This is a genomic window from Polynucleobacter sp. AP-Nickl1-40-C4 (genome assembly GCF_035012665.1).
In the GTDB taxonomy this organism is placed as follows: domain Bacteria; phylum Pseudomonadota; class Gammaproteobacteria; order Burkholderiales; family Burkholderiaceae; genus Polynucleobacter.
Map to the genome: position 1 here is coordinate 17,075 of NZ_JAYGQR010000010.1, position 15,127 is coordinate 32,201.

At 45.4% G+C, this 15,127-nt stretch carries 16 protein-coding genes and 1 tRNA gene; 6 read left to right on the plus strand and 11 right to left on the minus strand.

Annotated elements, in window-relative coordinates:
- Positions 1–197: 197 nt before the first annotated feature.
- Together VC182_RS10480 and VC182_RS10485 are read right to left on the minus strand one after the other, a co-directional pair.
- Positions 198–422, minus strand: coding sequence for a hypothetical protein (locus VC182_RS10480; protein WP_143143917.1), 225 nt, complete (start codon positions 420–422; stop codon positions 198–200).
- Between the two features lie 10 nt (positions 423–432).
- The gene (locus tag VC182_RS10485; protein ID WP_323485255.1) at positions 433–2,808 is read right to left on the minus strand and encodes a DUF748 domain-containing protein; all 2,376 of its coding nucleotides are present in this window, start codon (positions 2,806–2,808) and stop codon (positions 433–435) included.
- Between the two features lie 122 nt (positions 2,809–2,930).
- Between VC182_RS10485 and VC182_RS10490 the strand changes: the two genes are divergently transcribed.
- Entirely contained in the window at positions 2,931–3,524 is a 594-nt protein-coding gene (locus VC182_RS10490) for a DUF1080 domain-containing protein (RefSeq protein ID WP_323485256.1), read from the plus strand.
- Between the two features lie 69 nt (positions 3,525–3,593).
- Here VC182_RS10490 and VC182_RS10495 read toward each other — a convergent pair whose 3' ends face one another.
- The 3 genes from VC182_RS10495 to acs all read right to left on the minus strand — a co-directional run bounded on the left by VC182_RS10495 (position 3,594) and on the right by acs (position 6,121).
- Positions 3,594–3,896, minus strand: coding sequence for a YciI family protein (locus tag VC182_RS10495; protein WP_216191969.1), 303 nt, complete (start codon positions 3,894–3,896; stop codon positions 3,594–3,596).
- A gap of 103 nt (positions 3,897–3,999) precedes the next feature.
- A tRNA-Ser gene (locus VC182_RS10500) sits at positions 4,000–4,090 on the minus strand.
- A gap of 57 nt (positions 4,091–4,147) precedes the next feature.
- Complete coding sequence (gene acs, locus VC182_RS10505; protein WP_323485257.1) at positions 4,148–6,121, minus strand: acetate--CoA ligase; 1,974 nt, start codon at positions 6,119–6,121, stop codon at positions 4,148–4,150.
- Positions 6,122–6,308: 187 nt separating this feature from the next.
- Here acs and VC182_RS10510 point away from each other — a divergent pair, with 187 nt between their 5' ends.
- The 5 genes from VC182_RS10510 to VC182_RS10530 are packed head-to-tail and all read left to right on the plus strand — an operon-like array spanning position 6,309 to position 10,475.
- Complete coding sequence (locus VC182_RS10510; RefSeq protein ID WP_323485258.1) at positions 6,309–7,832, plus strand: fumarate hydratase; 1,524 nt, start codon at positions 6,309–6,311, stop codon at positions 7,830–7,832.
- A gap of 39 nt (positions 7,833–7,871) precedes the next feature.
- Positions 7,872–8,678 (plus strand): glutamate racemase, encoded by an 807-nt coding sequence (gene murI / locus VC182_RS10515; protein WP_323485259.1) that lies wholly within the window; start codon positions 7,872–7,874, stop codon positions 8,676–8,678.
- Complete coding sequence (locus VC182_RS10520) at positions 8,675–9,361, plus strand: energy transducer TonB (protein WP_323485260.1); 687 nt, start codon at positions 8,675–8,677, stop codon at positions 9,359–9,361. The genes murI and VC182_RS10520 overlap by 4 nt, the downstream gene beginning before the upstream one ends.
- 5 nt (positions 9,362–9,366) lie before the next feature.
- Positions 9,367–10,059: a MotA/TolQ/ExbB proton channel family protein gene (locus VC182_RS10525; protein ID WP_216243795.1), complete on the plus strand. Its 693-nt coding sequence runs from the start codon at positions 9,367–9,369 to the stop codon at positions 10,057–10,059.
- A 2-nt stretch (positions 10,060–10,061) separates the two neighbouring features.
- Positions 10,062–10,475 (plus strand): ExbD/TolR family protein, encoded by a 414-nt coding sequence (locus tag VC182_RS10530; RefSeq protein WP_072583546.1) that lies wholly within the window; start codon positions 10,062–10,064, stop codon positions 10,473–10,475.
- A 3-nt stretch (positions 10,476–10,478) separates the two neighbouring features.
- Here the strand turns inward: VC182_RS10530 and VC182_RS10535 are convergent, their stop codons facing one another.
- From VC182_RS10535 to VC182_RS10560, 6 genes are all read right to left on the minus strand, one after another.
- Positions 10,479–10,943 (minus strand): hypothetical protein, encoded by a 465-nt coding sequence (locus VC182_RS10535; RefSeq protein ID WP_237767778.1) that lies wholly within the window; start codon positions 10,941–10,943, stop codon positions 10,479–10,481.
- 440 nt (positions 10,944–11,383) lie between these two features.
- Positions 11,384–11,848: an acyl-CoA thioesterase gene (locus VC182_RS10540; RefSeq protein WP_323485261.1), complete on the minus strand. Its 465-nt coding sequence runs from the start codon at positions 11,846–11,848 to the stop codon at positions 11,384–11,386.
- A gap of 11 nt (positions 11,849–11,859) precedes the next feature.
- The gene (locus VC182_RS10545) at positions 11,860–12,855 is read right to left on the minus strand and encodes a tripartite tricarboxylate transporter substrate binding protein (RefSeq protein ID WP_323485262.1); all 996 of its coding nucleotides are present in this window, start codon (positions 12,853–12,855) and stop codon (positions 11,860–11,862) included.
- 21 nt (positions 12,856–12,876) lie between these two features.
- Positions 12,877–13,515 (minus strand): carbon monoxide dehydrogenase subunit G, encoded by a 639-nt coding sequence (locus VC182_RS10550; protein ID WP_323485263.1) that lies wholly within the window; start codon positions 13,513–13,515, stop codon positions 12,877–12,879.
- Positions 13,516–13,542: 27 nt separating this feature from the next.
- A complete protein-coding gene (locus VC182_RS10555; protein ID WP_323485264.1) occupies positions 13,543–14,274 on the minus strand; it encodes an enoyl-CoA hydratase/isomerase family protein in 732 nt (243 codons plus the stop codon).
- Positions 14,275–14,309: 35 nt separating this feature from the next.
- A complete protein-coding gene (locus VC182_RS10560; RefSeq protein ID WP_323485265.1) occupies positions 14,310–15,125 on the minus strand; it encodes an alpha/beta hydrolase in 816 nt (271 codons plus the stop codon).
- Positions 15,126–15,127 lie beyond the last annotated feature (2 nt).

Consider the following 15,127-nt stretch of genomic DNA (forward strand, 5'->3'; position numbering starts at 1 on the left):
TAGTCTCTAATTTTCTATTTATTGCTATTTTGTACTCAGCACCAATGCAGAGCCTTATCCCACTTTGCGCATCAAAAAACCCTGCTAAGCCAAATACTTAGCCGGTCATCAATACGCAAAATAACGCTTAATTTTGGGTTATTTAAGGTCCTATGTCCTTGACGGCGCTCAAGGACTTTAACTAAGGGTTTACCCTACTATAGGAGGGATGGTGAAGGCTGGTCGCCAGGAGGAAGTGAGTAGTCCAACTTGCGCTCATACAGTCTGGCTTTGTAGCAATCCTGGTAACCCTTGCTGCCAATTTGCCAACCAATTGATGTGCAATCGTCTTGGGCAGCCGATTCAATAGAGCCACAGCCTACAAGGCCTAAAGCGACTAAGAATGTAATTACAGGGAGAATGGGCAATTTTGTTGAATTCATGACCTCAAGTCTACTTGATTCTGATCTCAACATCGAGAGGTATGCCCTCTTTTCCAACCTCTACAGTCTTCACATCACCTAGCTGAATACGGTCCTTAAGACTGGGATCAGCCTTAACCATGAAGCCATAGGCCGTCATCGCCCTATTTTTCGCCAATTCTTGAAGCTCGGCATCAGTGATACCTATTCCAGCGATTAATTCCTCATGCAGTTGCTCATTGCGCTTCTCGCCATCTGGAAGCGTCAATAGACGTTGCCCAAGCTTGATGCGCCCTATGTATTGGGCATATGCCGCCTTCAGGCCTGACTGTACTTTCGGGTCTGTAAATGATGGGGTGGGTACTGGCTCTCCAGGAGTCAACTTAAAACCAGCATCTAGCAAAATGGCACCATCTGCCTTAGCTCTTGCAAGCTCCTTCTTGTCCTGCACAGGATCATAAGTACCGATGATCTCTAAGTTCGAGTTCGGGCGCCTCACCAAATACTCGCCAAATTTTTCTAGGCGATCTTGATCAGCAACCAGGAATACTGCTTCTCCAGGTACGGCATTAACACCCTCTTCACCAGCCATTCCTAAAATAGATGCAAGAGCTCTAAATGGTGCTGTTGCTACGTTTGTTAGAACATTACTTATGGCCTGCCAAACCAAGCCACTGGCACTAAATTCTGGAGAGTCGACATTGCCTGCGATGCGAACCGTTACGTCAATCGTGTCATCAGAGTCTTCTAATAAAGCAATTGCTAAGCCTAGCGGTAATTTTTTGCCAGTAAAGTCCGGCACCTCATCACCCAGCACCACCTTCTTAATAATGATCTGATTACTTCCATTGAGTTCGCCATCATTGGCTTTGTAATTGAGATTGAGGTTTAGTCGTCCACTGGTAATTTGATAGCCTGCGAATGTCATGACTGCAGGATTGAAGGCAGTCAGCGGAAGGTTTCTAAAGCTCATCAAGATGTCATGATTACGTCGTGGATCATCAAATGATGCTTGACCTTTTACTCGCATACTTCCCGAGCCAGCAACAACGCCATCCATCGCCACAGTGGCAAATCGACCAGGAGTATTGCTAACCCCCAAAAGAGTGGCATTGAACCTCTTCACATCCACCTTGAAGTTAGGATGCATCGCCATATCCGAAAAGTACACTTCCCCATTCTTCAGAAGGGTGGATCGAATATCCAAACTGAATGTAGAAGGATCTGCATTCTTAGAGGCAGCCACAGGCTCAGACTTTGTTTCTACTGCTGACTTAGCAAATAGCCTTCTAAAGTTTGAGAACCCTTCTTCATTAATTTCAAATTGCAGGGTTGGCGCATCAATGGCCAACTCATCTATTGAGAGGCTATTGTTGGAACCCTGTTTTGACTTAACGGATTGATATTCAAACTGACGAATATCCGCCATCTTCCAAACAATCAGTGGATTTTTTTGCCCTTTCTCTAGTATTGCTAAGTCTGCAATATGAATATCGCCCGCAACTGAATCAGTCTCGCCGCCTATTTTCACAGTTAGATCGGCGTTCATCAAGCCACTGGTACCGATGAGCTCTTTATTAGCCGGCAATAGAGCGACGATTGGCGAGGTTGCAAGATTGTGAATTTCTAGCTTGCCATTAACTGACTTCGAGCTGGTATTGAAATCCCAGTGTGAGCGTATCTCACCATCGTCCAACTTCAAGTTGAGCTGCGCGCCTAAGTTACCTGGCTGAGGATTATCCAATCCACCTGTAATAGCAACATGGCGATACGCAATAGTTTTATTGATTCCAGGTATTAATAACTGCAAGGCACCAAGATTAAAGTCGTATTGACCACGGACCCCAGTCACTAAACCATCCTTATCGTAATTGGCTATATTAAGCAACTTCATCGTAAACGGGTTGAGTGATTCTTTTAATTTGCTCGAATCATCCACCAAACTTAAAGAAGCTGAACTGACGATAAATTCATCGATCGATATTTTGAGAGGCTTCTTGAGCTCTTTGGGGTCTGTAGGAGGCATCGCCTTTTCAACGGCAGCAATCAATTCCTGCCAATTCCAGGACCCTGCGTGCATGCCCTTAGGCGGACTCTTCTCGACCAACACTTTAGGCTCTTCCAGCAAAATCTCATCAAAGCCCAGCACCCCTATAGCCAGCTTTGTCCACTTGAGGGTAATTGCTAGCTTTTTAAATTCCAGCAATTTAGAGCCACCTTCTTTTGCCAAGTGAAGACCATCAAGCTCCACCCTCAGCCGCAACGGAGAAAGACTGAGGTCTTGATAGGAGATCTCATAACCAATCTTGTTGCCATATTCAGTTAGGGACTTTTTAATCAAGCCAGGCAGCAACAAATGGCTTCCCAACCAGAATAAGGCGGCTATCAGAATAAAAAGTCCCGCCAAACGCAGAGACCATCGCTTTATTCGGGGGTTTGTGAGGGAAAGCATCTACTTGTCTTTATAGGGCGATATCAGCAACAATGAAAATGAACGCAGAATAATAAATATACCCCCTCAGGAGACCCATGAAAATATTCATCAAAAAACTGGCCTTATCTATTGCATGCCTTGCCGCCCTATCGATCGGTAGTGTTGCTAACGCCCAAAGTTCAGACGGGTTTACTGATCTGATTGACGGCGTGAGCTTGAGTGGATGGAACATTATTGGAAGCGCCAACTGGGTCATTGGTAACGGTATTGTCGAAGGCAATAAACCCAATGGTTTTTTAGTTAGCGCTAAGACTTACAAAAACTTTATCATCAAAGCAGAGTTTTATGCTGAGTCCAATACGAATAGCGGCATTTTCATTCGCTGCCAAGACCCTAACAAGGTGAGTCAATCCACTTGTTATGAAATTAATATTTGGGATACCCGTCCTGAACAAGCGTATGCGACCGGCGCTATTGTGGATGTTGCCAAAGTTGACCCAGTACCTAAGGCTGGTGGACGCTGGAACACCATGGAGATTATTGCAAATGGCTCCAACTTTAAGGTCATGATGAATGGTGTGGTCACAGTAGGGAATGGCCAAGATAGCAAATATTCTGAAGGCCCTATTGCCCTGCAATCTGCTGGTGGCGTTATTAAATTTAAGAAGTTGCAAATAAAGCCTCTATAAGCTTTGACGCCCAAATAAATCAAAAGCCGCTGACAAGCGGCTTTTTTAATTCTCTCGAGATCAAGCGTCTTACGCTGGCGGAAAGCCTGCTTTTTGCTCCCACATATTATTAAATACATTAATGATGGGCTTTTCATAAACACCTGCCTTGGTATAGGGCTCATCCTTTAACCAAGCTTCCACATCTGCCCTGCTAGGAAAGTCGATTGCGAGCAAGCTACCAACTGTAGTCTTACCGTCATCAGAAGTCATCGGTCCAGCAAAAGCCATGCGGTCAGAAAGTTGCGCCAAGTATGCGCGGTGTTCTGGACGGATTTGTACACGCAAGTCAGCAGTACCAGGCTTATCCATCAACAAAATTGCAAAGATCATATTTTCTCCATCTTTTAATTGGTTTTATTTTTAAATCTTAATTAGCAAGATATTACGGTAAGTTCCAAAGAAAAAACCACCCGAAGGTGGTTTTCTTGATACATGGCGGAAGAGGCGGGATTCGAACCCGCGGTAGGCTATTAACCTACGCACGCTTTCCAGGCGTGTGACTTAAACCGCTCATCCACCCTTCCGGAACCGATGATTATACGATTCCCGAAGGGGTTTGGTCTAAATCTTGATTTAGCTTATTACAGAGACTCTTTGAGCTGGTCCAAGATATGTGGATTTTCCAGGGTTGAGGTGTCTTGAGTTACTTCCTCGCCTTTAGCAATCACACGTAAGAGACGACGCATGATCTTGCCAGAACGGGTCTTAGGCAAGTTATCACCAAAACGAACATCCTTAGGCTTAGCGATCGGGCCGATCTCCTTACCTACCCAGTTACGTAGCTCAGTAGCAAGCTTCTTGGCTTCATCACCAGTTGGGCGTCCGCCCTTCAGAACAACAAATACGCAAATGGCTTCACCAGTCAGCTCGTCAGGACGACCTACAACTGCTGCCTCAGCAACTAAAGGATTAGCCACTAAGCAAGATTCAATTTCCATGGTTCCCATGCGGTGACCAGAAACATTCAATACATCATCGATACGACCAGTAATCGTGAAGTAGCCAGTCTCTTTGTTACGGATTGCACCGTCACCTGCCAGATACAAGGTACCGCCCAATTCTTCTGGGAAATAGGATTTCACGAAACGATCTGCATCATTCCAAATCGTACGAATCATAGAAGGCCATGGACGCTTCACAACCAAGATACCGCCTTGACCGTTAGGAACATCTACACCAGCCTCATCCACAATCGCCGCCTGAATACCTGGCAATGGCAATGTGCATGAACCAGGAATCATTGGGGTTGCGCCTGGTAATGGTGAAATCATGTGACCACCAGTTTCTGTTTGCCAGAACGTATCTGCGATTGGGCACTTTGAATTACCAACATGCTCATAGTACCACATCCATGCCTCTGGATTGATTGGCTCCCCTACAGAACCTAGAAGGCGCAGTGATGACAAATCGTAGCTCTTTGGATGCACTGCTTCATCATTGCTGGATGCTTTGATCAATGAACGAATTGCAGTTGGTGCTGTGTAGAAAATAGAGGCTTTATGTTTTTGGATCATGTCCCAGAAACGGCCAGCATTTGGATAGGTTGGCACGCCTTCAAATACGATCTCAGTAGCGCCAACTGCGAGTGGGCCATAAGTAATATAAGAGTGACCCGTTACCCAACCAATGTCGGCAGTACACCAGAACACGTCATTAGGCTTAATGTCGAAAGTCCACTTCATTGTGAGAATGGCCCACAAAAGGTAGCCACCTGTTGAGTGCTGTACACCCTTTGGCTTACCGGTTGAACCAGATGTGTACAGAATGAATAATGGATGTTCAGCGCTCACCCACTCTGGCTCGCAAGTAGTCGCTTCGTTCGCTACGATCTCTTGCATCCACACGTCACGCCCTGCTTGCATGGTGACATCAGTGCCGGTGCGTTTACTAACTATTACATGCCTAACCTTAGGGCACTCGCCCGTAGAAAGCGCTTCATCACAAATTGCTTTGAGTGGCAATGCTTTGCCACCGCGGAACTGGCCATCAGCAGTAATCACTGCAACTGCACCCACGTCCATAATGCGATCACGTAAGGCTTGGGCAGAGAAACCGCCAAACACTACAGAGTGAATTGCGCCAATACGCGCACATGCCTGCATAGCAACAATGCCTTCAATCGTCATTGCCATGTAAATGATGACGCTGTCGCCAGACTTAACACCCATCTTGCGCAATGCGTTTGCCATTTTGCAAACACGCTCGAGCATCTCTTTGTAAGTTACTTTAGTAACTGTGCCGTCATCTGCTTCAAAAATGATGGCAGTCTTGTCACCTAAGCCGGCCTCGACTTGGCGATCTAAACAGTTGTATGAAGCATTAGTGGTGCCATCTTCAAACCATTTGTAGAAAGGCGCCTTGGATTCATCTAAAACCTTGGTAAAGGACTTTTTCCAATAGAGGTTCTCTTTTGCAAGACGACCCCAAAAACCGTCGTAATCTGAATTGGCTTCAGCACAGAGCTTGTTATAAGCCTCCATACCTGGAATTGCCGCACCCTTTACAAAGTCTGCAGGTGGGTTAAAAACGCGGTTTTCTTGCTTTAATGGTTCCATGCTTCACAGCCCTCTATCTAATAATCAATAATCTAAAATCAACAACAAATGCGAGAAAATGTCGCAAAATGGCATATTTAGAGTCTCAAGACCTTAGAAGATAAGTGAAAACACTGGGGATTTGCTCTATGGCAAACCCTTAAAATAGGGCAAACCTTACTAATAATGTGGAAATAAGCAGATAACCATGACCAATATCAAACAAAACGACCTGATTCAAAGCGTTGCGGACGCATTTCAATTCATCTCCTACTACCATCCCAAGGACTTTATTACCGCCATGGGCAAGGCTTATGAATTGGAACAAGGTCATGGTGCCAAAGATGCGATTGCTCAAATTTTGACCAACAGCCGTATGTGCGCCGAAGGTCATAGACCGATGTGCCAAGATACCGGCATTGCTGTGGTCTTTCTCAAAATCGGCATGAATGTTCAATGGCCTGATGCAACCATGAGCGTCACAGATATGGTGAATGAAGGCGTGCGTCGCGCATACCTTAACCCTGACAATATGTTGCGCGCTTCAGTGTTGGCAGATCCAGCAGGCAAACGAAAAAATACCGGTGATAACACCCCAGCCGTGATCCACTATGAAATCGTCCCGGGCGATGATGTTGAAGTGATTTGTGCGGCTAAAGGTGGTGGCTCAGAAAACAAAGCCAAGATGGTCATGCTCAACCCTTCTGATTCCATTGTGGATTGGGTTCTCAAGACCCTTCCTACAATGGGCGCAGGTTGGTGCCCTCCAGGCATCCTCGGCATTGGTATTGGCGGCACACCAGAAAAAGCCATGCTCATGGCTAAAGAAGCACTGATGGGTCCCGTAGATATTCAAGAACTCATTGAGCGTGGACCTAAAAATCGCGTTGATGAACTACGACTCGAACTCTATGAAAAAGTAAACAAACTCGGCATCGGCGCTCAAGGCCTAGGTGGTTTAGCCACTGTGCTCGATATCAAGATCTTGGATTACCCAACGCATGCTGCTTCATTGCCAGTAGCCATGATTCCGAATTGCGCGGCGACTCGTCACATTCATTTCCACTTACATGGCGATGGTCCTGCGAAACTCGAAGCCCCTTCACTCTCAGATTGGCCAGATGTAACTTGGACACCAGACGTTCAAAAATCCAAGCGTGTGAATTTAGACACCCTCACTGCTGAAGAAGTAGCTAGTTGGAAACTTGGTGAAACACTATTACTGAACGGCAAGATTTTGACTGGTCGTGATGCCGCTCATAAGCGCATTCAAGACATGCTCGCTAAAGGCGAAGAGTTGCCAGTGAGCTTTAAAAACCGCGTGATCTATTACGTTGGACCAGTTGATCCAGTACGTGATGAGGCAGTTGGTCCAGCAGGCCCTACTACTGCAACTCGTATGGATAAATTTACTGAGATGATGCTTGCCAAAACTGGCTTGATCTCGATGATTGGTAAAGCTGAGCGAGGACCAGAGGCGATTGAAGCCATCAAGAAACATAAGTCAGCTTACTTAATGGCTGTTGGCGGCGCTGCGTACTTGGTATCTAAAGCCATTCAAACTTCTAAAGTAGTTGGCTTTGCCGATTTAGGCATGGAAGCCATTTACGAGTTTGATGTCAAAGACATGCCAGTAACTGTTGCAGTGAACTCAGAAGGCATCTCGATGCACAATGAAGGTCCCCGTGAATGGCAAGCGAAGATTGCCGGCATTCCAGTGAAGATTGCTTAACACCCTAACAACTTCATTACAGAGCAAGCATAGTCCACATTGGCACTCATCGGGGTTTTCGATTCTGGCGTTGGAGGCTTATCCATATTGGATGAGGCTCTGCGTCAGCTGCCCCAGAATGACTATATTTATCTTGCTGATTCAGCCAACGCGCCTTACGGCGAAAAATCAAGCGAGTGGATTGCAAAGCGCAGCCTCGCTCTATGCAACTATCTAGCTAGCAAAGGATGTGACGCCATCGTAGTTGCTTGCAACACTGCAACCGCTGAAGCGATTAAACAAATTCGGGAGTCAACCTCTGTTCTGATCATTGGGGTTGAGCCAGGCATTAAGCCAGCAGCCATGCAATCGCAAAACAATATAGTCGGCATCCTTGCTACTGAGGCGACTCTCAAGAGCGATAAGTTCAATGCGTTAATAAATACCCTGCCAAATGATTGTCAGTTCATCAAACAAGCTGGCCCAGGATTGGTGCCGTTGATAGAGTCTGGTAAAGCGGATAGCGAAGAAACCTTAGAGTTGCTAGCAAAACATCTTGAGCCCATTCAAGTTGCAGGCGCTGATACCTTGGTCTTAGGCTGCACGCACTACCCTTTTTTAAGAAAAGCCATTCGCAAGCTCCTCGGTGAATCAATTATAATAATTGATACTAGTGATGCCGTAGTAAGACAACTGAAGAGACAGCTAGAGTCTCTCAATATAAAGAGCGATGGCAAAGAACATGGATCGATGTTGTTTATCAGCAGCAAAGATGAGGCTATTCTGATGTCGATGGCGCAAGATCTCATGTCTGCCGATTTAACTTTGCATTCCATAGAAGCAAATATCCTAGGTGAAGTGCGATGAGCGCTTTCCTGAAAAAATTAGATGGTTATATTCCGTTCAACAAAACTGAACGAATCATTATTGGCATCGTGGTGCTCTTGCATGCACTCCCTGCTCTCGAGTTTTTGCACTTTAGTCAGCGCCCGCCGCAAATGGATGATGAGCGCGTCATGGCAAATTTAGTTAGTCCTGAAGCCTCTAAAACTCAACAACCACCTGCTGCCACTCCGCCTAAACCAAAAGAAGAGAAGAAAGCGGTTAAAGAAACGCCAAAGGATAAGCCCTCAGAAAAGCCTAGTCCCACACAGGCACAGCCGCCAACGCCTGCGAACCAGGTTCAAAGCAAATCCGATGCACCACAACAAAATGCTGCTGTAGCCCCTGCTACTAGTGGGGGTGCTAGCGGTACACCTATTCAGACTGACATTGGTAAACTGATTGTGGTTTATCAGCCTGATGCAGATGCTTACTATCCATCATTCTCTAAACGCTCTGGGGAACAAGGTACAGTAGTAGTGCGTTTAATTATTGATGAGGGCGGCAACGTAGAGGATGTGGCATTACTGCAATCTAGCAACCTCCCCAGACTAGATCGCGCTGCAACTGACATCGGTAGACGTTATCGCTTTAAACCTTTTTTAGTAAATGGCTCACCCCAAAGAATTTCCACCAATCTTTTAATCAAATTTAATCTCAAGAATTAATCAATATGAATACACCATTTGGCATAGCAAATCTCTGGCTTGAAGGCGATGCGATTACTCGATTTGTGGCAATTGCCCTACTGACCTGCTCTATAGTGACTTGGGTCATTTTCCTAACTCGACTTTGGGATTTACGCAATCTACGTAAACTCAAAACTGAGCTTGAGCAATTCTGGCGCGCTACTTCGTTTGATCAAGGCCTACAAGCATTTAGCAACCATGCTATCAACCCTTACTACCAAATTGCGAAGTCAGCAACCAAAGCATCTGCGCACCACCAAAGTCAATCCACCAATCACCGTGAATTACTGCAAACACTGAACTATTCAGAGTGGATGGCAAGAAGCCTTAAGAACAGCGTTGACAGCATTGCAGCGGGATTACAGAAGGGCTTAACCTTTTTAGGATCTACTGGCGCTATTGCTCCATTTATTGGTTTGTTTGGCACCGTGTGGGGCATCTACCATGCCCTGATTGCCATCAGCAGCTCAGGAAGCGCACAACTTGATCAAGTGGCTGGCCCCATTGGCGAAGCGCTCATCATGACTGCCCTTGGTCTTGCAGTTGCTATCCCTGCCGTATTGAGTTTTAACGCAATTAATCGCGCCAATAAATTGTTTGTAGCTGACCTCAATCGCTTTGGCAATGATCTATTAGCCTACTTCGTTACTGGTGCCCGCGTTAACTCCGGAGAATAGTCATGTCTTTTCATATGCAAGACGACCAAAACGACGACAACATCATGTCGGAAATCAACATGACGCCGATGGTGGACGTCATGTTGGTACTGTTGATTATTTTCATCATCACCCTGCCTGTGATTCAGCAAGCAGTAAAGGTTGAGCTTCCAAAGGCTAATAGCGTTCGCAATGAAGTAAAGCCTGAGTCAGTTCAGCTATCAATTGATGCCAATGGTCAAATCTTTTGGAACAGTACCCCCATTGATTTAAAGACCTTTGATGGCTATGCAGAAAAAGCGGCTCAGAAAGATCCTCAACCAGAGATCAATCTGCGAGCTGATAAATCCGTGAAGTATGAATATGTTGCGCAGGTTTTGGCTGCATCGCGCCGTGCTGGCTTAACCAAGCTCGGGTTTGTAACCGAGCCAAACTAAGTTTTATTTAGTTCTGTAGGGCGCTTTCGAGGGAAAACAAGTCTCTTCACTAGTGTGGGTGCCGTTTCCAATAGTTGCACCCAAGATACCACCCTGTATTTTCTCGACCTTCTTGAACTTACCGGTTACTGGGTCAAGCGTAATGTTGGTGATGACATTACCTGCAGGATAAGAAACCCCCATAATTTCTTCAGGCTGAAAATTCGCCTCGATCAATATCAAGATATTGGGGCGGGCCAAGGTGATACTCTTGACGTCTTGTGTTCCATACATATCTGACTGATCTAGGTCACGACCATCTAAAAAGATCTTGGCCTTTTGAGCGCCCGAGGAGAGCATCAATTTCATCTCATACTCTTCGGTGTAGCCCTTTTCCGAGCGCTTGCAATTAAATTCGAGAACATCAACGCCCCATGCAAGAGATGAAAAGATCAAGCTAGAGCAAATGAGAAGTTTAGGTAAATTCATAGATGAGGGATGAGTGTCTTTGGTGCCCGAGGCCGGAATAACCAAAGAATTTGTTGACGCTCAGAGCCAAGTATTAACAGGACTATTGTACTTCCACCCAAATGAAATGTATCTAATATCGAGGATTTGTATCTAAATTGTATCTAGGTCCATGGGTACCCGGGGGCTTCTTTTATAACCAATCCCGACTTTTCAGGTACCCCACCCAGTCGACCGAGAGGCTCCAAGGTCAAGCAAGCTCCCAACCTTTCCAAATCATACTTTCTCATATTGAAAGCCTCATCTTATGGCTATATCTTAGGAGAATGAAGTCCAAAAATTTTTTTATATATCCGACCGAAACGCGAATTACAAAACCATATTAATTAAGGTCTCTAAGGGCTGCAGCTTTAGATTGGTAGCCCCAACAATCAAAGGAGATTAGGCGCAGACTCTACAAATTATTTTATAGCAACCTCTAAGCCTAATCTAAGTTTTTTTCGCTGTTTCGCCATGTTATTGCGACGCACCTCATCAGCAGTGGATGGGTTAAATTGAAGCACTTCAATAGGCTTGAAGTTGTCATCAACTGCAACCATTGTGAAAAAGCAGCTATTCACATGCCTAACAACCTGACTTCGTATATCTTCGGCAATCACCTTGATGCCAATTTCCATTGAAGTCTTGCCTGTGTAATTAACAGAGGCAAGGAGGGTAACCATTTCGCCAACGTGAATTGGCTGGCGAAAGGTTACTTGATCAACACTTAACGTTACAACATAACTTTTAGTGTAACGACTAGCGCAGGCGTAAGCTACCTGATCAAGTAGCTTTAGGATGGAGCCACCATGGACATTGCCAGAAAAATTAGCCGTGTCAGGCGTCATTAACACCGTCATACTTAGCTGATGATTCAACATGCCCATGTAAGGCGCTCTTATTCCAGCTTAACGCCGCTAGACTTAACCACATCTCCCCAATACTTATATTCGCTACGCAGGTAAGCTGCAGCATCATCTGGGCTCTTGCTGACACGGGGTATGCAACCGATAGTTAATAAACTTTGCTCTACCTCTGGACTACTCATAACCTTGGATAGTGCAGCGTATGTTGAATTAACGATTGACTTAGGCGTTCCTGCGGGATAGATGATCATCAACCAAGTAACGGCATTAATGTCCTTAAAACCACTCTGAGCCAAAGTTGGAACACCAGCAAATACACCGCCAAGTTGCTTGGAGCTTCCAATTGCCAGAGCTCTCAACTTACCTGAATCAACATAATTTTTTACGGAAGAAGCTGTTTCCAATGCTACTGAGACGTTTCCAGAGATAACATCCGTTAAGCCAGCAACACTTCCCTTGTATGGAACATGGGTCATCTTGATTCCAGCATCGCGCTTAAGTTTCTCCATTGCCAGATGTGAAACCGTGCCATTTCCAGAGGAAGCGTTAGTCAATGTCTCTGGGTTGGCTTTCGCATAAGCAATGAACTCTTTAATATTCTTAAATGGCAGAGATGGATTGCAAACCAATACAAAAGGTAAGTCGCCAATTAGGCTAACGGGTTCAAAGTCTTTGAGAGACTCATAAGGCACCGCTGGATACAGATGTGGATTGGCGGCAATTGCGGACATATGAACCACCGACATCACACTTCCATCAGCCGGAGATTTAGCCACTGAGCCCAAAGCAATACTTCCACCCTGCCCCGGACGATTATCAACAATGTAGTTATCGCCCGTAACTTGACGTAACTTATCGGCTAACAGTCTAGTTACCGAATCGGTTGCTTGACCCGGAGGAAAGCCAATAACGATTTTGACTGTCTTGCCTGAATTTTCAACCTTGGCCTGCCCAAAAGATAGGGTGCTTATTAATCCTAATGCACCGCCTATCAAAACTTTTCTTCTGCTAATTACTTTTGTATTCAATCTGTCTCTCCACTTTCACATTTAGTTCATTAATCGCCCTGACGCTATGGCTATAGTCGCGCCCGAAAATAAAGCAACAACCAACCACCATGCAGGAACCATGCCTCCTGTACCCTGCGTCTTTTGGGGAATAGATTCAACAGACTTACCTTCACGCTTTGAGTCCAATGGCTTGAGCGAAGTCTTTTTAGGCGGCTCAGCATTAGTGGCTGGCTCATCTGCACCACTTAATTGCTTACGGAAGGCGATAAAGAAATCATCGGCAATCTTCTTAGCGACACCCTCGATCAATCGGGCACCAACTTGAGCTAACTTTCCACCAACTTCAGCACTTGCTTTGTATGTCAACTGAGTGTCGCTGCCAACTGTTTGCAAAGTTATATCTGCTGTCCCCTTACCAAAACCAGCGACACCACCCTGACCTTCAAATGCCATGTGACATGAATTTGGCGCCTTAACATCACTCATCAAGAGCTTACCTTTGAATTTAATTTTCAAAGGGCCAACAACAGCCATTAAAACGATCTTGAATTCTTCAGGGCTTACCACTTCGACCGATTCACAACCGGGTAAACACTTCTTCAAAACTTCTGGGTTAAACAATGCGTCCCAAACATTGTGTTGGGGCACATTGATTAGCTGATTACCGTTAATTTCCATAGATGCCTTATTTCTTTAAAAGGTGAATTAGTGAGGCCTCTTCATTGCTGCTGAGGTGTTAACCATCGAGTGCAATGCTCTTGCGTAATCAATTGCAGCTTGGTCATCCATACGTGGCGCAACACGCATGTACTCCTTGAGTCCAAGAATTGCTGGACGCGGACGGCTTAGCAATAAATTACAGAAGCGATCTACTTCAGCATTCAATTTGTCAGCCGTTACGACTTGGCTTACAAGGCCATAAGTCAATGCCTGCTGAGCGCTGATAAAGTCAGCTGAGTAGGCCATCCATAAAATTGCGTTACGGTTCAAACGATCGTAAACAGCAGACATGACCATAGTTGGCATGACGTTATGTTCAATTTCAGGGATGTTAAAAGTTGCTTTATCGCTAGCAAACGAAATATCACTCAGTGCAGTAATCGCCGTACCAAAGCCCATTACCCTGCCTTCTAAAACGGTAATTACAGGGACCTTGCAACCACGAATAGCTCCGTATGCCCCAAAGATTGAGTCATATTCATCTCTGCGTGTATATGCCTCTGGAGACGCAGGTGGAAAATCAGGTCCACGCACGCGGCCGGTACAGAAATCAGGGCCAACTGAACGAATTACAACCATGTCAGATGTTTCATGCGCTGTATTTAAGGCTTGAATCAATGCGCCTGCCATACGATCTGATACGCCATTGTCATCTGGGCGATTAAAGGTAACGCGTAGGACTCTTCCGTCTTGGTTAATTTGAATTTGTTCGCTCATGTTATTTCTCCTGACTAAAAGTGGTGTGTTAAAAATTAAATGCTCTTTAATGCGCTTATCAATAAATCATTGAAACGAGTGCTGTTATCTATATTTGGTAGATGTCCAGAGCCCTCTATTACTTCGAGTTTTGAATTTGGGATTAGCTTTTGAATGTCTGCCATTGCTTGTGGCAAGGGACCATCGTTAATGCCCACCAACAGGGTTGTTGGAGCGCTAATTTGATTTAAGTTTGGAAGGTAATTAAGTCCTTGAATTGCCCTTGCGCAACCTACAAACCCATTAACGGATGTGTCTGATGCAATTGCCAATAGCTTATTAGCCGCTTCTGGGTTCGCCTCCACAAAAGCCTTACCAAACCATCTCTCAATAGTCGATTGAGCCAATGCACCGCATCCGCTTTCTTTTGCAATATCAATTCGCTCATCCCAAGGCGCAGAAAATGCAGGAGGTGCATCAGCACGAGCATCGCAAATAATGAATTGATGAAAGCGATTGGGATAATCAAGCGCCAAACCAAAACCAGTCATACCGCCTAAAGATAGGCCGACATAGTGCGCTTTCTCTATATTTAAGGCGTTCATAGCCTCGATCGTGTCGACCACTAAATCCTGCATTGAGTAAGGCGGCTTTGTTGCATCAGATCCACCATGACCTCTGGTGTCCATGCGAACCACTCGATAACCATTTGCGACTAATAGTTCAGTCTGTTCATCCCACATCCCGCTAGAGGACAGAATGGAATGGGACATAAAAACTACCGGCTCACCCTCTTCACCTGAGACGTGTAGGGCTATTTCAGCCTGCATCGTTGGTAAATACTTTTTTAGTTGCTCTGTTTTTACTGACATGA